We start from the raw sequence: 21296 nt of genomic DNA, 5'->3' as shown, positions 1-21296 counted from the left end.
CGCTGTTGAAACACGGGGACAGAGTAATACTCTGTCCCCAGACTTCGTAGATAAAACCTTGCTGCTCAGACAAAACGATTCTTAGCCTTTATTTGCTACACTGCCTGCATGATTGAAACAGACAAATTTTCCAGTGCCGAGCGCATTGTGACGGCCACGCAGACATCGCTGCATGAAGAGGCGTTTGAGCGCGCCTTGCGCCCCAAGCAGCTGGACGATTACGTCGGGCAGGAAAAGGTGCGGGGCCAGCTGGAAATTTTTATTCAGGCGGCGCGCAAGCGGCAGGAAGCACTCGACCATGTTTTATTGTTTGGGCCGCCTGGTTTGGGCAAGACTACGCTGGCGCATATTATTGCGCGCGAGATGGGCGTCAACCTGCGCCAGACCAGTGGTCCGGTGCTGGAACGGCCTGGTGATCTGGCCGCCTTGCTGACCAATCTGGAAGCCAATGATGTGCTGTTCATCGACGAGATTCATCGGCTCAGCCCGGTGGTCGAGGAAATTCTTTACCCGGCCCTGGAAGATTATCAAATCGACATCATGATCGGTGAAGGCCCGGCGGCGCGTTCGGTCAAGCTTGATCTGCAACCGTTTACGCTGGTCGGTGCCACCACGCGCGCGGGCATGCTGACCAATCCGTTACGGGATCGCTTTGGCATTGTGGGGCGGCTCGAGTTTTACAACACCAGCGAACTCACCAAAATCGTCACCCGCTCAGCCAGCCTGCTCAATGCGCCGCTGGATGAATACGGTGCGGCCGAAGTGGCCAAACGTTCCCGTGGCACACCACGGATTGCCAACCGCTTGTTGCGCCGGGTGCGCGACTATGCCGAAGTCAAAGGACAGGGCGTGATCACCAAGCCAATGGCCGATGCGGCGTTGGCCATGCTCGATGTCGACCCGATTGGTCTGGACCTGATGGATCGCAAACTGCTCGAAGCCATCTTGCATAAATTTGGCGGTGGCCCGGTGGGCGTGGATAACCTTGCCGCTGCGATTGGTGAAGAGCGCGACACGATTGAAGATGTGCTCGAACCGTATCTGATTCAACAGGGTTATCTGCAGCGCACGCCACGTGGGCGGATGGCGACGATGGCGGCGTATCAGCATTTTGGTTTGCAGGCGCCGAGCAATTTTCAGGGGATTCCGGGCAATCCCGATCTGCTTTAAAACGGATGATGGCGTCATTGCGTACTTGCCAGAAATTTTCGCTGAGTTGATGATGAGTTTTTTCAATGAATTTTCAACCAATCGTCGATGAACATACCGAGTGAACACCTGCTTGCACCTATTTGATTAAACAGACTTGACATGGCGTATACACCCGAACACAGTCCGCTTGGCAAGGCCGTGGCCTATGCCAGTCACTATGATCCCACGCTGATCTTTACCATTTCACGTGCGCAAACCCGTCAGATCTTGCAGATTGATCAGTCTGCCTTGCCTTTTACGGGCGTGGATATCTGGAATGGTTATGAACTCTCCTGGCTTAATGCCCGGGGCAAACCACAGGTCGCGCTGGCGCAGTTTGTGATCCCTTGCGAGTCGCCCAATATTGTCGAGTCCAAATCCTTCAAGCTCTACCTCAATTCATTCAACCAAAGCCGCTTTGAAAGCGCCAATGCTGTGCTGGCATTGCTTGAGCAGGATTTATCCAAGGGCTTTGGTGCGTCAGTGAGCATCATCCTCACGCCAGCGAGCCAGTTTCATCAGGTGCCATCCGGCGAGTTGATCGGCACGGTGATTGATGAGCTGGATATTGACATCGATACCTACACGCCGGATGCCAACCTATTGCAACTGGCCGCTGGCAATCGCGCAGTGAGTGAAGTATTGGTCTCGCATCTGCTCAAATCCAATTGTCCGGTAACCAGTCAGCCCGATTGGGCGACACTGCAAATCAGCTACACCGGAGCGGCAATCGATCATGCCAGTCTCTTGCGTTATGTGGTCAGCTTTCGCAATCACAACGAGTTTCATGAGCAATGTGTGGAGCGCATCTTTACCGATCTATTGCGTCAACTCCAACCTACCGAGCTGACGGTGTATGCCCGTTACACCCGCCGTGGTGGTCTGGATATCAATCCCATGCGCACAACCCAGGTCGGTTTTGCCTTGCCATTCAATGGCAAGAGTGCACGGCAGTAAGTGCATGCTGTCTGACGAGTTTTCAGTGTATTTATTTTCAGCTAATTTATTTGCAGCATATTTATATTTAACTAACTCATGAATCTGCTCTTTGCCATTTTGATCGTCTTGAGCATCCTGCTCGGTCTTTGGCTGGATGCGCTGGGGCCGGTCTGGTCACCCTTGCTGGTGAGTGCCGAAGTCACGGCATTGCTGGTGGTGATCAGTTGGCGCAGTAGCTGGCAGGTGCGTAGCAGTTTCATCCTTTGTTTGATCATCGCCACGCTGGGCGAGATGATGCTGTCACTGGGTTTTGGCTGGTATGACTATCGGCTGCATGACATTCCCTGGTTTGTGCCGCCGGGTCATGTGCTGCTTTATGCTTTGGGGGATTGGTTATCCACCCGTTTGCCCGAACGGGGCTTGCGCATGGTCTTGCCGGTGGCAGTGCTGACGACGGCCTTGTTGTGGTGGCAAGGAATGGATCAGCTCAGTGTATTTTTGATGGTGATGTATCTGGCCTGTGTGCGCTGGGGGCCCAACCCACGGCTGTATCACACCATGTTTGTGCTGGCGCTCTTGCTGGAATTGTGGGGCACGTCCCTGGGCAATTGGGCCTGGCGCTCAATTGTGCCGGGTGTGCACTGGAGCACGCTCAACCCGCCGTTTGCTGCGGGAGCAGGTTATTGCGTGCTCGACTGGCTGGTCGGATGGCTGATGACGCGTGAATCGTTGATTCGTTTGGCAAAAGCCCGCTTCGGGTCACGCGGTAATTTACTTGATTAGACGGCTTCAATAAGCCATTGGATTGGGCAAGTTGTTTGATAGTCAAAATGACTAAAGAACTAGTCCGTCAAGGGTGGCGGATTTTTTCTGATCTCTGCAAAGTCGCAACCCTTGATGGTATTGGGCACTAAAATCGTGGCTGAACGTGGCGTACTTTTAGCCAGCAACAGTTTGCCATTACCGGCCGCCGGCACAATCCCGCCGAGTTGATCCGGTGTGACATTGAGTGCCGGGTAATAGTCTATCCCCGCACCCACCAGATATTCAGCGTTGTCCCGGTCATCCATGCCATTGGGGTCATTCAGTTCCAGACCGAAATCCACTGATGCAAATATCGCCCGCACATCACTCCCATCAATGGCCACTTTGCTGCCAAAACCATGTGCCCACTCTGGAAATTGCAGCAAGACCGACAGATGATCGGGTGCGGTGATCAGTGAGCTGGGTGCAATCAGCTGTTCCTGCGCCGGATCAAGCACTGCTTCGGTATAGGGCAGATTGGTGGCGTCCAGCAATTGCCAGGTGCGCGTGCTTTCCGACAAAACATACAGTCGCAGGCGGTTGATCCAGACGCGGCTATTGGTGGCCGTATTATGCTGGCCTTCCATGATGATGAACCAGCCGATCGTGGCATTCCACCAACCCGGAAACTGTTGACCATAACCGCCGAGTTGATCGGCAAATGGTTGCACCGCGCTGATGATACTGTGATTCAGCCATGCGTTGGTCAGCGTGCTTTGTGGCAAGGCTTCGTTGGCACTGGCTGTTGTCATGTTGGCGATGACGGCGTCGATGGGCAGGCTGGCTTCAACGACCGGAGGGACGGGCACAATAACCGGCTGTGTAGCAGGTTGTGCAACGGGCGTTGAAATAACGGGCTGTTCCGCCACGTTCATATCGCTACCACCGCCACAGCCAAGCAGGCAGCAAGCCAAACTGCCAATGACCAATTCTTGTAAAAAATAATGCCGTAGCATGATGCATCCTTCAGTTAAGGAGACATTATCAGTCGTCTGTGACAGGATGATTTAAGTCAAAAGTGAACAAGCGTAAACCAGGGAATTAACTGGTCTGATTGAAAAAGCATTTATCGAAGTATCAATTGCAGCATTTATCAAAGCATCAACCAGACCAGTTGAGGTCAGTTGCCGGAAGCGGATGGGCACAGATTTTTTCTCGGTAATGGGAGAAAAGTAATGGCAGAAAAATAAGGTGGTGGTTGATTGGCCGAATTGCTGGAAAGCAAAAAAAAGCGAGTAGTCTGAACCGGTCAACAAACGGCTATTTAAAATTCAAGGTGCAGAATTTTTGATTCGATCCAGTGCAACAGCGTGCATGCCACTTTGCAAGGGTGCGAGACAGACACAATTGCGGCCACTTTGTTTGGCTTCGTAAAGGGCCTTGTCAGCAGCGGCGATGAGATCCTGTTCAGGCTGGCCAATAATGGGCGTCATATGGGCCAGTCCGATGCTGATAGTCAAATAGCCCAGTCTCGGATTCTGGATCTTTAAATTTTCAATGGTGCGGCGGACAGATTCGGCAATCTGTCGTGAGGTATGAAGTGGTGTATCAGCCAATAGAATCACAAATTCTTCGCCACCCAAACGGGCTGCAATATCGCTGCTACGCTTGGCAAACTGGCCCAGTTCATTACTGACGGCGATCAGGCATTGATCACCTTGCAAATGACCAAGGTTGTCGTTGTAATTTTTAAAGTGATCAATATCAATCATCATCAGGGCGATGGGCAATTGATGTCGAGTGGCGCGTTGCCATTCGGTACGCAGGAATTGATCAAAGCGACGACGGTTGGCCAGTCCTGTGAGCGGATCAAGCAGCGATAGCCGCTCCAGTTTTTCCAGTTCCATTTTTTGTGCAGTGACATTCTGATGGGTAATCAGAAACAGGTCATTGGCAGTGCCAGTCAAAGGCACGACGCGCATCTTGAACCATTGATTTTGTTCTTGATGCATGCAGGGATAGAGCATCTCAAAACTGGGCGTCATATGTTTGATGGTATTGCTGATGCCCGAGATGGCCAACATGCCGTACTGGTCGCCATTTTCGGCTGCGGCATGGCAAACCTGCAGGTAGTTTTGCTGCAACCAGTCATAGTCTCTGGGCATGCCATTGCACTGACCTATTTCAACCCAGGTCTGGTTCACGTAAACCAGCTGTCCCATGCTATCTATCACGGCGATTTGAGTATCCAGCGCATTTAATAAGGTTTCGGGAGCAATGCTCACGATTTGAGACGGCATGCATATCCTCCAGCCAGACAGTGTTCTTGTAATACCTGGGATTCTGTTTGCTTATTGCATGACCAGAACGATGGGCTGACAAATGCATAAATCGTGGTCAAGCAGCAAGAGATGGTTTTATCGCCTTGCTAATTTACATCAATTGAATTTAAAAGTAGCGTAAAGCGACAAACGTATTGAATATAACCGAAAATTTGATTTATGAAAAAACTGTTACAACTACTCTTTTAACCGAGCGGTTCAAGCAGGGCTGCCAGATCACTTTCACTGAATTTTTCCAGTGCATTGGCATCTTCAGAAAGAATGCCTGCCGCCAAAGCGGCTTTTTTGTCTTGCAGGCTGAGAATTTTTTCTTCGATCGAGCCAGCCACCACCAGCTTGTAAACAAACACCGATTGGGTTTGGCCAATCCGGTGCGCCCGGTCGGTTGCCTGGTTTTCGACAGCAGGGTTCCACCACGGGTCGTAATGAATCACGGTATCGGCGGTGGTCAGGTTCAAACCTACACCACCGGCTTTCAGGCTGATCAAAAAGATGGGAACGGCACCTGCCTGAAAACGGTTGATTGGTTCTTCACGGTTTTTGGTGTCACCGGTCAGCATCACATAGCCCAAACGCGCGGTTTTGAGTTCGGCTTCAATGAGCGCCAGCATGGAAGTGAATTGTGAGAATACCAAGACGCGCCGCCCTTCGTGTACCAGTTCGGGCAGCATATCCATCAACAGATCGAGTTTGGCGCGTTCTTTGACACGCTTGGCTGATTCGAGCTTGAGCAGGCGTGGGTCGCAGCAGACTTGCCGTAGTTTGAGCAGCGCATCCAGAATCACAATCTGGCTGCGGGTAAAACCACGATTGGCAATTTCATCGCGGACGCGCTGATCCATTGCGGCGCGTACGGTTTCATACAAGTCGCGCTGGGTGCCTTCCAGTTCAACCGTGCGAATGATGGTGGTCTTGGGAGGGAGTTCTTGCGCCACGTCTTCTTTGCGACGGCGCAGAATGAAGGGCTTGATGCGTGCTGCGAGGACTTCGCGGCGCAGGCTGTCACCCTGTTTTTCAATCGGGGTGCGCCATTGGCGGGCAAAGCTTTTGGCATCGCCCAAAAAGCCCGGCAATAAAAAGTCGAACTGCGCCCAGAGTTCACCCAGATGATTTTCCAGCGGTGTACCGGTCAAGCACAGACGATGCTGTGCCTTGATTTTGCGCACAATCGCAGCGGCTTTACTGGCCGCATTTTTGACGGTCTGTGCTTCATCCAGGATCAGCGAATGAAATTCATATTGTGCGAGCTCGGCCTCATCACGCCAGAGCAGCGGATAGGTGGTGAGAATCACATCATGCTGGCCAATCAGCGCAAAATTTTCACGGCGCTCCTTGCCATGCAAGGCCAGCACGCGCAAGTCCGGCGCAAACCGCTGGGCTTCGGACTTCCAGTTAAAAATCAAAGAAGTCGGCAAAACCACCAAAGCAGGTTGGGTCAGCCGACCGGCTTCTTTTTCCAGCAGCAAATGCGCGAGCGCCTGCGCCGTTTTACCCAAACCCATATCATCGGCCAAAATACCGGCGAGCTTGTGTTCGCGCAGATATTGCAACCAGGCCAGGCCATGCAACTGGTAGTCACGCAAAGCCATCTTGAAGCCTTTGGGCGGTTCAACACTTTCCACACCGCTGCCACCGCGCAGGGTTTCAGCCAACTGGGTGATGGATTCGGCAGAGCGGAACTGCCAGCGATCGCGACCAAACACTTCGGTGATCCGTGCCGCGTCCAGCTTGGTGGCGCGCAACAGACGCCGCTCCATCATGTCGGCCGGATCCAGATAGATATGGTCAAACAGATCAATCAGGGTACGGGCGATTGGCTTGAGGCGACCGGCGTTGGCGCGAATCAGCGCCGTGACATTGCCGGTGTTGTCGTCGATCAGGCTCAGATAGACTTCTTCCTTGTCATTGATCTGCGCCAGTTTATGGGCGTCGAGCCAGCGGCCATCCCGTGAAAATAATTCAGCCAGCAACGGCGGTAGCGCCATGCGTTGGCCGCCAACAATGATGCCCAGATCGAGGTCGAGCCAACCGCCTTCGTTTTCGGTAAGGTCGGCTTCCCAGTGGTCGACTTCCACAATCTGATGCCGAAAGCCGGTCAGGTGTTCGACTTCCCAGCCCAGCTCCTGCAGGCGCGGAATGACATCGGCGACAAATTGGGTCCAGTGGCTTTCCTGCTCCAGTGCCCACCAGGGCATGGGCACAGCTTGGCCGCGGGCAGCATTGAGTTTGTTGTCGGGAATCGCTTTCAAACCGTAGCGAGGCAGCGCCAGCAGGGCTTTCTTTTCGGCTTCGGGCTGGCGCACGATGCGCACTGTGCGACCTTGCACATCGTTGACAAAGACCGATTCATCGCCCGCCGCAATATCAAATTCACCATAACGAAAACAGGGTGCTGCCACATCCAGCAGGGTCGGCTGAAAAGTGTAGGGATAGCCGCGGTAGTAATATAAAACGGCCTTGACGGTGCCCAGTTTGAGTATGGGTTGCAGCGGTGCTTCAATGACCGGAATCTGCTGCGCACCTTGTGGTGAGGGCAGTTCGGGTGCGGCTTGCGCCAGCGTGGCGGCCACCACGGCAATATCGGCTTCACCGAGTGGTGGCAAATCCAAGAGACGCAGTGCCTTGCCAGCCTCAAATGGTAACTCGATCTGGCCAATGGTTTTGGCTTGCAGATCGACATACCAGGGCGGGGTGACGGGAATCACGTCCGCCGCTGGTTCAGTCTGCAGGACGGCAATGGATTGGCCCCCTTCATTTTTGCACCAGCTTAACTGGCCTGAACGTTTGTCACCGCGTTCAAGGTGGATCAGTTCCTGATCGGCAAATAGCAGACGACCGGTGTTGAGCATGCGATTGAGTACGTCGGCGGCGTTTTTGCCGCGCAATGCAAAACCACTGCCGTAGTATGAGCGGTCGCGCTCGGCCCACAGCAGACGCATGATGGCGACGTCTTCTTCGTCAATAAACTTATAGGGTTGCTTTAATGCTGATTCGACATTGAGCCAGGGTTTGAAGTGGTGTTCATCCAGACTGCCCAGTTGGGTTGGCCCCTTGAAAAACTCGACCTGATATTGCCGGGTGCGCGGATGCTGCAGCACATAAAAAATGGCTTCACTTTTTTTACTGCTGGGTTTGCTGTACTTTTGCGCGATCAGCTGGCTTTGCTGCAAAAAAGTGGCGGTCCAGGCCAGGACATCGGGATTGACGCCGTCTTGCGTATCGGGCAGTTGAGCGGCACGCAACATGGTGGCCGCGGCGTGTTTGCAATAACGACCCACCTGGCAGGTGCAAAAAGTGGCAAAGCGCCATTGGTCTTCAAAGTCGCGCGAAAACTTGATCGTGACTTCATAAGGCCGCCCTTGCGAGCCTTGCACATTGGCGCTCATGACGTCGTTTTGAATCTGGATCTCACTGATCGCCGTGAGATAGCTTTCCGCACGCGTCAGCGTTGCCTTGCTGAACACCTGCTGTAGGTCATTCAGGGAATAATAGTCGCCTGCCTTCATGCTGCCCATACAAAATGCTGATACTCATTGGGAGTAAAAGAAAGAATATACCATCTTAGGTGCGTATTGATTAGGCCTTTGAGAATACACAGAGGGACTATCGCAGATTGACAACAGAGAGGATGAGACAGATTTCAGACCAGCCGGCCGCGTTTGACACGTAAGCCGCGTTTGGCCAGTTGCGGTGCCAAGCCACTGATGGTGGCGCGTCCGGCACCACCATGAGCGTGGCAGATAGCCACGCCGAGCGCATCGGCGGCATCGGGGGAAGGGCGGCCCGGCAAGCTGAGCAGCCGCATCACCATTTCCTGCACCTGTTCTTTATTGGCTTTGCCGTAACCGACGACCGCCTGTTTTAACTGCAAGGCGGTGTACTCGGCCACCGGCAAATGCGCCAACACCAGCGCGCTGATGGCAGCACCACGCGCCTGCCCCAGCAAGAGCGTGGACTGGGGGTTCACATTCACAAAGACTTTTTCAATCACCGATTGCTCGGGGTGATAGGTGGCAATCACTTCAGCAATCCCGTCCAGAATGGTCTTGAGACGGGTAGGCAGGTCGGCATCGGGCGTCTTGATGGTACCGCTGGCTACATAGAGCAGCTGGTTGCCATGCTGCTCTATGACGCCAAAGCCGGTGATGCGCAGGCCGGGGTCGATGCCGAGGATTCTCAATGGATCAACGAGACGCGGTGTGGCTCAGATGAAATACCAGTCATGCCGATCAATGACGGAAATGACGGACACCCGTCAGTACCATCACCACATCGCGCTCGTTGGCCGCATCAATGACTTCCTGATCGCGCATCGAACCACCTGGATGAATCACGCATGAAGCACCCGCATCTACCACCACATCCAGACCATCACGGAAGGGGAAGAAGGCGTCCGATGCCACTGCGGTGTCCTTGAGTGACAGGCCAGCATGATTGGCCTTGATGCTGGCGATGCGTGCCGAGTCAATCCGGCTCATCTGGCCGGCGCCGACACCCATGGTCATGCCATTGGCGCAAAACACAATCGCGTTGGACTTGACGAATTTGGCGACGCGCCAGGCAAACATCAGATCTTGCAATTGTTGGGGGGTGGGCTGGCGCTTGCTGACAATCTTGATATCTTCTGGCAGCAGATTATGCGCATCGGTGGATTGCACCAATAAACCGCCCCCTACGCGTTTGAAGTCAAAACGATTGACCTGATGGGCCAGCGCAATTTCAAGCAGTCGCACATTTTGTTTGGTCTTAAAAATTTCCAGAGCGTCATGCGTGAATGAAGGGGCGATGACGACTTCCACAAATTGTTTGGCGATGGCTTCGGCGGCTTTGCCATCCAGCTCACGGTTAAAGGCGATGATGCCGCCAAAGGCCGAGGTGGGATCAGTTTTGAATGCCTTGCTATAGGCTTCCAGGGCGTCGTTGCCAATCGCCACACCGCAAGGGTTGGCGTGCTTGATGATGACGCAGGCGGGTTCGTAAAAAGTCTTCACGCATTCCCAGGCGGCATCGGCATCGGCAATATTGTTGTATGACAGCTCTTTACCTTGCAACTGGTTATAGTTGGCCAATGAGCCAGGTACCGGATTGATATCACGATAAAAGGCAGCACTTTGATGCGGGTTTTCGCCGTAGCGCATTTCCTGCACTTTATTGAAATGCAGATTCAGGGTGTTGGGATAATCAGAACGCGTTGCATGGGCTTTGTCAGCACCGAGACTGCTGAAGTAATTGGTAATTGAACCATCGTATTGCGCGGTATGGGCAAACACTTTTAAAGCCAGCGCAAAGCGCGTGTCATAAGGCAGATCACCACCGCTCTTGAGTTGTGCCAGTACCGGTGCGTAATCGCTTGGATCACACAGGACGATCACATCTTTATGATTTTTTGCTGAAGAGCGCAACATGGCAGGGCCGCCAATATCAATATTTTCAATCGCATCTTCCAGTGAGCATTCGGCCTTGGCGACAGTCTGCTGAAATGGATAGAGATTGACCACCACCATATCAATGGTTGGAATACCGTGCGTTGCCAATGCGTCCTGATGTTCAGGAAAGTCACGACGCGCCAGAATGCCGCCATGTACCTTGGGATGCAGGGTCTTCACACGACCATCCAGCATTTCAGGAAAGCCGGTGTAGTCTGCTACCTCGGTCACAGTCAGACCATGACTGGCCAGCAGCTTGGCCGTACCGCCGGTAGACAGAATTTTTACGCCCATCGCAGCCAGTGCCTGGGCCAGTTCGAGTACGCCGGTTTTGTCTGAAACCGAAATCAGTGCTTGTTTGATCATGGTGGATGTCAAGTGAGAGTGCCGTCAGAACGTGGCGGTTATAGATTGAAAAATAGGTTGAAAAATAAGTCGAAGAGAAATAATTGAACGGATGTTTAAAACTGATCAGCAGTCAATGGCCAGGATTGATGCAGCGCCATGTCACTTGACTGCTTTGTGATGATGGTTGGCAAGCTGATCACAACAAGCCATGAATCTGCAATTTCTTGCGCAAGGTATTGCGATTGATGCCCAGCAAGCCGGCGGCTACCGACTGGTTTTGATGGGCGCGTTCCATCACGCTTTCCAGTAACGGTCGCTCTACAGTTTGCATCACCATATCGTAGATGCTATGAGGTTGCTCTTCACCCAGATCGACAAAATAATCTTCCAGGCTGGCTTTAATACAATCTTCAATCTTTTGTTTGCTCATGCTGCGATTAACTCTTCTTGTTGTGTATGGTTATAAAGTAGATGCTCTCCAAACTGTTCCTGCTCATCAAAAAACGCCAGTACGGCAGCCAGTTGTGACTGACAGTCGTCCAGCGTATTCATGTGATGGCGAAACAGATTGGCCCCTGGCAATCCTCGCGTGTACCAGGCAATGTGTTTGCGTGCGGTTCGCACACCGGTCACTGCCCCATAAAATTCATGATGCTCCAATAAATGTTCATGCATGATCTGGCGGATTTCAGCTACGCGCGGTGGCGCAAGTTCTTTGCCCGTCGCCAGATAGTGACTAATTTCTCTAAACAGCCAGGGACGCCCTTGTGCCGCCCGCCCGATCATGAGCGCGTCGGCACCAGTGTAGGCCAGTACGTGTGATGCCTTTTGCGGTGAATCAATATCACCATTGGCAACAATCGGCATGTTCACGCTTTGTTTGACGGCGCGAATGGTGTCATATTCTGCCTCGCCATGATAGAGATCGGAGCGGGTACGACCATGCACAGTCAGCATGGCAACGCCTGCATCCTGTGCAATTCTGGCAATGCGTAAGGCATTGCGATTGTCGTGATTCCAGCCGGTGCGGATCTTGAGTGTGACCGGTACTGCGGGACTCACTGCAGCAATCACACTATCCAGAATCCTCGCTACCAAATCTTCGTGCTGCAAGAGTGCCGAACCGGCCGCGACATTGCAGACCTTCTTGGCAGGGCAACCCATATTGATGTCGATAATCTGTGCACCATGCGCCACATTATGACGTGCTGCATCGGCCATCATCTGTGGGTCAGCGCCAGCAATCTGCACGGCAATGGGGGCAAATTCACCAATATGATTGGCACGCCGCTGGGTTTTGACGCTGCCCCACAGGAGCGCATTGGAGGCCACCATTTCTGAGACGGCATAAGCTGCTCCGAGCCGTTTGCACAATTGGCGAAACGGCCGGTCTGTTACGCCAGCCATTGGCGCAACAAACAGATTATTGCTCAGCAAATAGGGACCAATCTTCATGGTGAACGGTAAGGCTTTTAGAGAATACGATCCCATTGAAGGCAGGCTTCAACAGGGTCATCATCTCGGAAATGGGCTTAGCGGAATTGCTAAAGGGAGAAGCATTGTATACCCAAAAAATGCTTAAAACTTGGGCAGGGAAGATAACTTTACAATTATCTTTTTCCGTACAACATTTGCCTTGCCAAAAGTCCTTGCAGGGGGGGTAACAAGTCCAGTGCCGCCAGGCCCAAACCACGTGCCAGCGCCATGCCTGGCAGTTGCAGGGCAAATAATCGGGGCAATAAATCTGTCGTACCAACGGTCAACCAACGGTCTTTCTGACGCTGCCGGGCAAAAGCTGACAGGGCTTGTTTGACATTTGCCGCTGACAGGTTTTCTAAAGGTTCACCCGCCGTTTTCTGATGGATGAAATTCAATGACATCGCTTGCAAAGTTTCCGCCAACACAAAGGCATCACGCAAGCCCAAATTCAAACCTTGGCCTGCTACCGGGTGCAAGGTTTGCGCCGCATTGCCAATTGTCACTACATGATCATTGACCAGCTGGCGTTGTGCATTCAAGCCTAATGCAAAGCAACCTGCCAGGCCAATGTGCGTAAACTGACCTAGTCGATGACCAAAGGCTTGCTGCAACTCTTCCAGTAAACCGGATTCGTGGCCTTCGCGCAGGCTTTGGCTACGTGCTTCACATAAGTCATGTTTGTCACACCAGACCAGGGCATAGCCATCGGCTTGCGGCAGCAGGGCAATCGGTCCTTTGCTGGTAAAGCGCTCATAAGCCCAATTGGCTTGAAAGCGAGTCACCTTGACTGTGCCAACCAGTGCACTTTGCTCATAATCGCGGCGTACCGGTTTATGACTTTGCTCGGTAAAGAGACCGCCTTCGGCCTGCACAATGATGTCTGCTGCCAGGCTGCTACCATCGGCCAGTTGTACGGTATGCGCATTCACACCAGCCACCTTATTGCCAAACTGGCGTACAACACTGGCAGGTAATGCGGCGAGCAAGTCTTGTACGACCGCACCATAGGGCACCACATAGCCCAAGGCGGCCAAGCCATAACGATCATGATGCAATAGTGTGCGCCCAATGCCACCTGCCTGCGATACATGAATATGCTCAATCGCTGTAGCATGCTGAGTAATCTGCTGTCCCCACGCCTGTGCTCGCTCCAATGTCAGCCGACTGCCATGTGCCAAGGCCAGGGTACGTGCGTCTTGCTGCGCTTGTGCGGGATCACGCGCGTCAATCAACACAATCCGCAGGGAGGTGCTGCGCGCCAAAAGATTGGCCAAGGCCAGACCAACCGGGCCAGCACCAATGATGGCAAGGTGAAAGCGAGTTGCTGTCATTGCTGCGTCTGGCTTTTACGCATCAAAATTTCAATGTCGGCGACGGTTTTTGGCACACCACTGGTGAGGATGTCGCACTCGCCATGGGTGATGACCACATCATCCTCAATGCGAATGCCGATATGCCAATATTTTTCAGGCACGCCTTCAGCAGGGCGCACATAAATGCCGGGTTCAACAGTGAGCGCCATACCAGCTTGCAAAGGGCGCCAGGGTTTGTCGGTGGTGGTGGCATGCACATCGCGGTATTCGCCGACATCATGGACATCCATGCCAATCCAGTGGCCGGTGCGATGCATGTAGAACTGTCGATAGCTGTCTTTTTCAATCACATCATCGAGCGTACCCACTTTATCCTTATCGAGCAGGCCGGTATCCAACATGCCTTGTGCCAGAATTTTGACCGCTGCTTCATGTGGTTCATTCCAGTGATAACCAATTCGCGCCTTATCGAGTGCGGCCGCTTGTGCGGCTAGTACCAGTTCGTAGAGTGCTTGTTGCGGTGCGCTGAACTTGCCATTGACCGGGAAGGTGCGGGTAATGTCAGAGGCGTAACCATCAAGCTCGCAGGCCGCATCAATCAGGCAGAGATCACCGTCTTTCATTTCGGTATTACCAGCGCGGTAATGCAACACACAGGCGTTGGCACCAGTGGCCACAATCGAGCCATAAGCCGGTGCCTGGGCACCTTGTTTGCGAAACTCATAAAGCAGTTCGGCTTCCAGATGGTATTCGCGCAGACCCACATGGGAGGCCTGCATGGCACGGATATGCGCCTGTGCCGAGATACCCGCAGCGCGACGCATGATGTCAACTTCATGGGCATCCTTGAAGAGGCGCATTTCATCAAGCAGTGCATGCACATCATAAGCGGCCGCTGGTGCGGTCACGCCAGCGCGATTTTGCGCACGTACTGCTCCCAGCCATTGGCGTACCTGACTGTCGAGTTGAGTCTGATCGCCGAGTGCGTAATAGAGTGCTGGTTGATTGGCAAGCAGCTTGGGTAGTTCGGTATGGATGGTGTCGCTCGCAAAAGCCTGGTCAAAACCAAATGCTTCACGCGCGGCTTCGGGGCCATACCGATAGCCGTCCCAGATCTCGCGTTCTTCATTTTTGGCGCGACAAAACAAGATGGTCTGGGGCGCGGCACCGGCCACAATCACCAGCGTTGCTTCAGGTTCGGTAAAGCCACTCAAATAATAAAAATAACTGTCGTGTCGATAGGGATAGTCAGCATCACGATTGCGCATCACTTCCGGTGCGGTTGGGATGATGGCCACACCGCCACCACGGGCATTCATAAGCTCGATCAATTTGGCGCGCCGCGCAGCATACGATTGCATGAGAGTTCCTTCTTAATACCGTTACTCAATTTTTTACCAAAAAACTTTCACTGCCAAGACGCCAAACGCGTCAAGGAAAGCGCCAAGGAAAATCAAATGCTTTTCACCACAAAGACACAAAGAGCACTAAGCAAAAACTTGCATAAGCAGTGCTGTTCAAGCATGGGGACAGCGCATTATTATTTGTTCCTACTCTGTCCCCAGATTGATGTAGTGGACATTCGACAGATTTCAAACTTTTCTTGGTGTTTCTTGTGGCAAAACGACGCTGTTCAAACTAGGTTTTTCTTCGCGTCTTCTGTGTCTTTGTGGTAACTGCTTTTGACCTTTACTTTCTTTGACGCACTTGGCGGTTCAGTCATCCATTTCATTCAATGCCCGCAGTCTTTGCGGGGTTCCGACATCGGTCCACTCGCCTTCATACAAAGTACCGCCGATTTGTTCTTGTTGCATGGCCGAACGCAACAAGGGTGCCAGCTTAGCAGCTTGTCTGGCGGGGGTATGGGCAAACAATGCCGGGTGATACAGGCCGATGCCCGAAAAAGTGTATTGCGGCGTTCCTTCACTCAATACCCGTTCAGCGTGCAAGGCAAAGTCCCCATTGGGGTGATGGTCTGGATTGTGCACTAGCCAAAGCCAGGCCAATAAATCTGACTGGTTCATCACAGCAGCTTGCTGGCTGGCCAATGAAAAATTAAAGCCAGGACAGAACACATCACCATTCACCACCAGAAATGGCGCATCACCCAGTAAGGGCAGGGCAGTTGCAATGCCACCGGCGGTTTCCAGGGCATTTATTTCAGGGGAATAATGAATCCGGGCACCGAATTGTGAGCCATTGCCCAGACGACTTTCGATCTGTTGTCCCAGATGGGCGTGGTTGATGACCAGTTCGGTCACGCCTGCGGCAATCAGCGCCTCAATATGCCAGACGATCAGGGCTTTACCGCGCACAGTCAACAGCGGTTTGGGGCAAGTGTCAGTGAGTGGTCGCATGCGTTCGCCGCGACCGGCGGCCAGAATCATGGCTTTCATGAGGGATGCTGATTAAGTCTTGAAAATCCTATTGTAGCCGCGCCGCGTACTTGGTTGACGTGGTGCCCTGTTGCCACAGAATCAGAAGGTATAGCCAGACTTGACGGCAATGCCTTCCAGCTCATCAAACAAGCGTAACAGCGGTTTTAGCGCGATATAGCGATTCGACACATGACGCACATAGGCCACAAAGCGCGGGGTGTCACTCAGATAATGGGGTTTGCCATCGCGATAGTTGATGCGCGCAAAAATGCCCAATACCTTGAGATGGCGCTGCAGCCCCATCCACTCACAATCGCGGTAAAACTCGGCAAAGTCGTCAGAAACGGGCAGGCCGGCCTTTTTGGCGCGTTCCCAATAACGGATGGTCCAGTCAAGCACCTCTTCCTCTTCCCAGGAAATGAAGGCATCCTTGAATAAGGAAGCCACGTCATAGGTGATGGGGCCATACACCGCATCCTGAAAGTCCAGCACGCCCGGATTGGGGGTGGAAATCATCAGATTGCGCGGCATGTAGTCGCGATGCACATACACTTTGGGCTGTGCCAGATTGGATGACAGGATCAGCTTGAACATCGTGTCCAGGGTGCGTTGCTGGTCGGTCGTCAGCACATGTTTGAGGTGTTTTTGCACATACCAGGCGGGAAACAGATCCAGCTCGCGCTGCAGCAGGGTTTCATTGTACTCAGGTAATACGCCGGGTTTGGAGGCCAGTTGCCATTTGATCAGCGCGTCGATCGCATCCACAAACAGCGCATGCGCTTCACGGGGTTTGTCGGGCGACATCACATTTAAATAAGTGTGGCTGCCTAGATCGGTGAGCAGCAAAAAGCCCTGGTTGAGGTCTTGTTCCAGAATGCGTGGTACATGCAGGCCAGCTTGATGCATTAGACCGGCAATCTTTACAAAGGGATGACAGTCTTCCTGGGGTGGTGGCGCGTCCATTACCACCAGCGTGCGCTGCAAGGGATTGCCGGTGGTGATGCGGAAATACCGGCGAAAGCTGGCATCTGCCGAAGCCGGTGCCAGACTGGCGAGTTGCAGTTCATGTTGGGCGGGCAGACTGGCGAGCCAGGTATTGAGCAGTGCAAGTCGGTCAGATGGGCTGGCTGGCGTTGGGCTGGTTGGGCTCATGAGTGGATGGTTTTAGGCTGGTCGCTCGGTTGATGGGAAATGCAAGTCTCGAAGTCTTAAAAGGGGACTTGCTCTTATAATGGCAAGCTTTGCGTTTATCAGTGTGTCCAAAGTGTCAATTGACTACTTGGCGCATTTTACTTTTGTTGCAAACCGAATTGCATTTATTCTGACATTCATTCTGATACGACATGCCGTTGTCTGCTGATTTTTTACCTTTTTCCACTTTTGCCTTGCGCCCGATGATCGTGGCGTTGCTGGCGTTGAATGGGGTAACAGGGTTGGCTCAGACCGGCACAGTGGCAGAGCCTGCCGTTACCTCCATGACGCCCATGTCTGCCCCTGTGACCGCAGAGGTAGCCGGCAGTGGTTTGAAGATGGATAGCACTCTCTTTGATACGCCCGCCAATAATGGTGCCAAGACTACCTACCTGAGTGCGGACAAGATCACCGGTCATGTGGATGACAATGCCGTGCTGGAAGGCAATGCCGAGTTGCGCCAGGAAGGCACCGTGGTCAAGGGTGACAAGCTCATCTATACCGTGGTCAAAGATACCGTGGATGCCGAGGGTAATGTGCGTATCCTGAAAAATGGTAACCGTTTTTCAGGGCCGGACGCGCGTTTGAAGATTGATGCCAATCAGGGTTACCTGAATTCGGCGGACTATTTTTTTTCGGCCAATGGCGGTCATGGCAAGGCCAGCAAGATTGAGCTGATGGGTGACGATCTGGCCAAGGTACGGCGCTCTACGTACACCACCTGTACGGCAGGCAATGCAGACTGGTATCTCAAGTCCGACACCATGGACCTGGATTTTGGCCGTGAGACAGCGACCTCGCACGCCACCACTGTGTACTTTCAGGGTGTGCCGATTTTTTATGCACCTTATATGCAGTTTCCGCTGACCGATGAACGTCGCTCCGGCTGGCTGCCACCCACGTTGACGACCAACTCCAAGAGCGGGATCGGCCTGACGGTGCCGTATTACGTCAATATTGCGCCCAATCGTGATCTGACCATCTATCCGCAACTGGTGACACGTCGTGGCCTGATGCTGGGTGCCGAGTTCCGTTATCTGGAGCCCAGTTACGAGGGCAAGGTGCGGGTTGATTATCTGCCCAATGACAATATCACTGGCCAGAAGCGCTATTCATTTGCGGCAGTGCAATCCACCCGTTTGCCTTATGGTCTGCTCGGTTCCTGGAATATCAATGGCGTGTCCGATACCAATTATGCGGGTGACTTTTCGCGCACCCTGACGGCCAGTGCGCAAAAGATTCTGACGCGTGAAGGCATGGTGTCATACGGTTCAAATTACTGGTCGGCGTTTGCGCGAGTCACCAAGTTTCAGACCCTGCAGGATCCGGCCGCGCCCATCACGCCACCGTACGAGCGTTTGCCGCAGTTCAACTTCAAATATCTGCAACAGGATCAAGGTGGTTTTGATCTGGCCACCGAAGCCGATTTCACCCGCTTTTCCAATCCGTTACGCAATCTGGTGCGTGGTGACCGCGCGGTGATCAATCCTTCGATCAGCTATCCAACCCTTGCCCCAGGCTATTTCTTGACGCCCAAGCTGGCCTATCATGCGACCAGTTATCAGCTCGATAATCCGGCCGCTGGCACACCCAGCAATTTTCAGCGCAGCATGCCGATTGCCAGTCTGGACAGTGGTTTGATTTTTGAGCGTGACAGCAGTTATGGTGGCGAGGCCGCCACGCAAACGCTGGAGCCGCGCCTGTATTATGTGTATGTACCCTATCGGGATCAGAGCAAGCTGCCGGTGTTTGATTCGGCCTTGGCCGACTTCAACTTCTCGCAGATTTTTTCGGAAAACCAGTTTGTCGGACAGGACCGGATTGCCGATGCCAACCAGGTGACAGCCGCCCTGAGTACCCGCTATATCGATAACGCCAGCGGTATTGAAAAACTGCGTTTATCGATTGCCGAACGTTTTTACTTTACGCCGCAACGGGTCTCGCTCAATAACACCGTCAACACCGATAACAAATCGGATTTGCTGTTGTCCGCTGCGGGCACGATTGCGCCAACGTTAATTGCCGATAGCACCGTGCAATACAACAATAGTATTGGACGGGTGATTCGTTCGTATTCGGGCGTGCATTGGCAGCCAGGGCCCAAGCAGGTGCTCAATTTCAACTATCGCTATACGCGGGATTCGATCGAGCAGGTCGAAACTTCTTTCCAGTGGCCATTGTCACAGCATTGGTATGGCGTTGGTCGGGTCAACTACTCGCTGCGTGATACCCAGGTGGTCGAATCGATTGCCGGGCTGGAGTATGATGGTTCGTGCTGGGTCGGGCGACTTGTGTTACAACGCTACCGCACCACCACGCAAGATGCGGTGACGGCCGTGTTTTGGCAGCTTGAGCTTTCCGGTCTGTCGCGCATCGGCTCCAATCCGATCAATGTACTGCGTCGTCAGATTCCCGGTTATTCCCTTATCAATGAAAAAACAGACACCCCATCAAGGTTCCAGGATTATGAATAAAAACCCGATTTCCAAGGAGTATATGTATAAATATACCTGCTTAGGTGCAATTATATTGGGCTGTTTTTTATACACCGGATCAGTATCTGCTCAGGGTGCCAAGCCGGACGGCAAGCTCAGCAGCAAGTTATCCGACGCCAGTGTGGCCCGTTCCACGCAGCCGCAAAGTCTGGATGCGATTGTGGCCGTGGTCAATAATGATGTGATCACACAAAACGAACTCAATGATCGCATTGTCGCGGTCGAAAAACAGCTCAAACGTAATAACACGCCTTTGCCGAGCCGTGAGGAAATGCGCGGGCAGGTGCTGGAGCGCATGATTGTCGATCGTGCCCAGATGCAACTGGCCAAGGAAAACGGTATCCGTATTGATGATGTGCAGCTGGATCGTGCGATTGCGCGGATTGCCGAGCAAAACAAAATGAATACGCAAAGCTTTCGCGATGCGATTGAAAAAGAAGGCGTGAGTTTTGCCCGTTTTCGTGAAGACATCCGCGATGAGATTACGCTGGCGCGCCTGCGTGAGCGTGAAGTTGACAGTCGTGTGCAGGTCAGTGATGGTGAAGTCGACAACTTTTTAGCCGAGCAGGGCGTGGCAGCGAAAGAAGGCGCAGAAGAATACAAGCTCGCGCAAATTCTGGTGCGCATTCCCGAAGGTGCCACGCCGGAAATGATTGAAAAGCAGCGTTTGCGTGCCGAACAGGCCATGCGTGAAATTCGTTCGGGTGGTGATTTTGCCAAGGCTTCGGCGACCTATTCCGATGCGCCTGAAGCACTCAAGGGTGGTGAGCTCGATTACCGGCCGCTGGATCGTTTGCCACAATTATTTGTGGAGGCGATTCAACCACTCAAGCCTGGTCAGGTTGCCAAGATTGTGAAAAGTCCAGTGGGCTTTCATATTATCAAGTTGATTGATAAACGTACTGGTACCGCCGAGGCACAGGCTGCGCTGGATGATGTGACTACTACCCATGCACGTCATATCCTGATCAAGGTGAATCAGCTCACTACCGAGAGCGAAGCACGGCGTCGTCTGGTTGAAATCAAGGAGCGTCTGGATAACAAGGCAGCCAAGTTTGAAGATCTGGCCAAGCAGGTTTCACAGGATGGTTCGGCCACCAAAGGTGGTGATCTGGGCTGGTTGCATCCTGGTGAGACGGTACCCGAGTTTGAGCACGCCATGGATGCGCTGAGCGAAGGCCAGATCAGTGAACCGATCCAAAGCCAGTTTGGCTTTCACCTGATTCAGGTGCTGGAGCGCAAGAAAGAAGCGGTCAGCAACGAGCGGCAGCGCATCATGGCACGTCAGGCCATTCGTGAACGCAAGCTGGGTGATGAATATCAGGAATGGTTGCGTCAGCTGCGTGATCGCGCTTATGTGGAAATCAAGGAGCCAGAAGGCAAATCCTGATCATTTGATTTCTAATCATAGACGACATCGCCCGCTATTGCGGGCGATGTCGTTTTGGAT

The 21296-nt window shown here is 53.0% G+C and carries 16 protein-coding genes; 5 read left to right on the top strand and 11 right to left on the bottom strand.

Translation table 11 applies throughout. The annotated features are described in order from the left end of the window. The first annotated feature begins 108 nt into the window (after positions 1 to 108). The 3 genes from ruvB to ACMYR3_RS14150 all read left to right on the top strand — a co-directional run bounded on the left by ruvB (position 109) and on the right by ACMYR3_RS14150 (position 2913). Positions 109 to 1170, top strand: coding sequence for a Holliday junction branch migration DNA helicase RuvB (gene ruvB / locus ACMYR3_RS14160; RefSeq protein ID WP_424192579.1), 1062 nt, complete (start codon positions 109 to 111; stop codon positions 1168 to 1170). A 141-nt stretch (positions 1171 to 1311) separates the two neighbouring features. Further along, entirely contained in the window at positions 1312 to 2148 is an 837-nt protein-coding gene (gene queF / locus ACMYR3_RS14155; RefSeq protein ID WP_424192578.1) for an NADPH-dependent 7-cyano-7-deazaguanine reductase QueF, read from the top strand. A gap of 78 nt (positions 2149 to 2226) precedes the next feature. Continuing rightward, a complete protein-coding gene (locus ACMYR3_RS14150; protein WP_424192577.1) occupies positions 2227 to 2913 on the top strand; it encodes a hypothetical protein in 687 nt (228 codons plus the stop codon). A 59-nt stretch (positions 2914 to 2972) separates the two neighbouring features. Here the strand turns inward: ACMYR3_RS14150 and ACMYR3_RS14145 are convergent, their stop codons facing one another. From ACMYR3_RS14145 to ACMYR3_RS14095, 11 genes are all read right to left on the bottom strand, one after another. Continuing rightward, positions 2973 to 3890 (bottom strand): hypothetical protein, encoded by a 918-nt coding sequence (locus ACMYR3_RS14145; protein ID WP_424192576.1) that lies wholly within the window; start codon positions 3888 to 3890, stop codon positions 2973 to 2975. Between the two features lie 315 nt (positions 3891 to 4205). After that, on the bottom strand, positions 4206 to 5174 hold the full coding sequence (locus ACMYR3_RS14140) for a GGDEF domain-containing protein (RefSeq protein ID WP_424192575.1): 969 nt from the start codon (positions 5172 to 5174) through the stop codon (positions 4206 to 4208). A 227-nt stretch (positions 5175 to 5401) separates the two neighbouring features. Continuing rightward, a complete protein-coding gene (locus tag ACMYR3_RS14135) occupies positions 5402 to 8731 on the bottom strand; it encodes an SNF2-related protein (RefSeq protein ID WP_424192574.1) in 3330 nt (1109 codons plus the stop codon). Between the two features lie 125 nt (positions 8732 to 8856). Continuing rightward, positions 8857 to 9396: a crossover junction endodeoxyribonuclease RuvC gene (gene ruvC / locus ACMYR3_RS14130; RefSeq protein WP_424192573.1), complete on the bottom strand. Its 540-nt coding sequence runs from the start codon at positions 9394 to 9396 to the stop codon at positions 8857 to 8859. 49 nt (positions 9397 to 9445) lie between these two features. Then, positions 9446 to 11008, bottom strand: coding sequence for a bifunctional phosphoribosylaminoimidazolecarboxamide formyltransferase/IMP cyclohydrolase (purH, locus tag ACMYR3_RS14125; RefSeq protein ID WP_424192572.1), 1563 nt, complete (start codon positions 11006 to 11008; stop codon positions 9446 to 9448). Between the two features lie 178 nt (positions 11009 to 11186). Beyond that, positions 11187 to 11420, bottom strand: a complete 234-nt coding sequence (locus tag ACMYR3_RS14120; RefSeq protein WP_424192571.1) for a Fis family transcriptional regulator — start codon at positions 11418 to 11420, stop codon at positions 11187 to 11189. Further along, positions 11417 to 12445 (bottom strand): tRNA dihydrouridine synthase DusB, encoded by a 1029-nt coding sequence (gene dusB / locus ACMYR3_RS14115; protein WP_424196531.1) that lies wholly within the window; start codon positions 12443 to 12445, stop codon positions 11417 to 11419. The genes ACMYR3_RS14120 and dusB overlap by 4 nt, the downstream gene beginning before the upstream one ends. 155 nt (positions 12446 to 12600) lie before the next feature. Continuing rightward, on the bottom strand, positions 12601 to 13800 hold the full coding sequence (locus ACMYR3_RS14110; protein ID WP_424192570.1) for an FAD-dependent monooxygenase: 1200 nt from the start codon (positions 13798 to 13800) through the stop codon (positions 12601 to 12603). Beyond that, a complete protein-coding gene (locus ACMYR3_RS14105) occupies positions 13797 to 15143 on the bottom strand; it encodes an aminopeptidase P N-terminal domain-containing protein (RefSeq protein WP_424192569.1) in 1347 nt (448 codons plus the stop codon). The genes ACMYR3_RS14110 and ACMYR3_RS14105 overlap by 4 nt, the downstream gene beginning before the upstream one ends. Positions 15144 to 15497: 354 nt before the next feature. Then, positions 15498 to 16178, bottom strand: coding sequence for an N-acetylmuramate alpha-1-phosphate uridylyltransferase MurU (gene murU / locus ACMYR3_RS14100; RefSeq protein ID WP_424192568.1), 681 nt, complete (start codon positions 16176 to 16178; stop codon positions 15498 to 15500). 81 nt (positions 16179 to 16259) lie between these two features. Next, complete coding sequence (locus ACMYR3_RS14095) at positions 16260 to 17312, bottom strand: aminoglycoside phosphotransferase family protein (protein WP_424192567.1); 1053 nt, start codon at positions 17310 to 17312, stop codon at positions 16260 to 16262. A 191-nt stretch (positions 17313 to 17503) separates the two neighbouring features. On the opposite strand from ACMYR3_RS14095, the gene ACMYR3_RS14090 reads away from it, so the two are divergent. Together ACMYR3_RS14090 and ACMYR3_RS14085 are read left to right on the top strand one after the other, a co-directional pair. Then, on the top strand, positions 17504 to 19825 hold the full coding sequence (locus tag ACMYR3_RS14090; protein ID WP_424192566.1) for an LPS-assembly protein LptD: 2322 nt from the start codon (positions 17504 to 17506) through the stop codon (positions 19823 to 19825). Positions 19826 to 19847: 22 nt separating this feature from the next. Next, positions 19848 to 21236: a peptidylprolyl isomerase gene (locus ACMYR3_RS14085; protein ID WP_424192565.1), complete on the top strand. Its 1389-nt coding sequence runs from the start codon at positions 19848 to 19850 to the stop codon at positions 21234 to 21236. The last annotated feature ends 60 nt before the right edge of the window (positions 21237 to 21296 follow it).

This window comes from Ampullimonas aquatilis, assembly GCF_049675895.1.
GTDB classification, from domain to species: domain Bacteria; phylum Pseudomonadota; class Gammaproteobacteria; order Burkholderiales; family Burkholderiaceae_D; genus Ampullimonas; species Ampullimonas aquatilis.
Note: the sequence above shows the minus strand (reverse complement) of the source record. Positions and strands in the feature narration are given on the sequence as shown.